At 64.2% G+C, this 583-nt stretch carries 1 protein-coding gene; it reads left to right on the top strand.

The annotated features are described in order from the left end of the window. Positions 1-463: branched-chain amino acid ABC transporter permease (locus QWI17_RS00310; protein ID WP_302720508.1), on the top strand; the 463-nt coding region annotated here is incomplete at its 5' end. Positions 464-583: the final 120 nt, after the last annotated feature.

Genomic DNA, 583 nt, shown 5'->3' on the forward strand with positions numbered 1-583 from the left:
GGTCATTCGCTCGCCGTTCGGCAGCACCCTGCTGGCCATCCGCGAGAACGAGACCCGCGCTGCTGCCATCGGCTATGACACCCGCCATTTCAAGATCCTGGTGTTCATGCTGTCGGGCGCCATCACCGGGATTGCCGGGGCGCTGTACGCCATGCTGCTGCATTTTGCGCCGCTGTCGAACATCGACCTGATGATGAGCGAGAACATTCTGATCATGACCATTGTCGGCGGTACCGGCTCGCTGTTCGGCTCGCTGCTGGGGGCCGGTGCCATCGTGCTGTTGGGCGATGTGCTGTCCGAACTGTGGCCACGCTGGCTGATGCTGCTTGGGGTGATCCTGACCCTGGTCGTGGTGTTCATGCGCGGTGGCCTGTGGGGCGGCCTGGCCGAACTGGCCAAGCGCCTGCTCGCTAGCCGTGCCTCCCACGACAAACCCCAGGCCAAGACCAAGGAGACCTTGTGATGAGCGACTACCTCCTGCAAACCCGCCAGCTGGAGTTGGCATACGGGCCGTTCAAGGCGGTCGCGGGCGTGGACCTCAACGTGCGCGCCGGCACCATTCACACCGTTATCGGGCCCAACG

The sequence above is a fragment of the Gilvimarinus gilvus genome, assembly GCF_030518155.1.
GTDB classification, from domain to species: domain Bacteria; phylum Pseudomonadota; class Gammaproteobacteria; order Pseudomonadales; family Cellvibrionaceae; genus Gilvimarinus; species Gilvimarinus gilvus.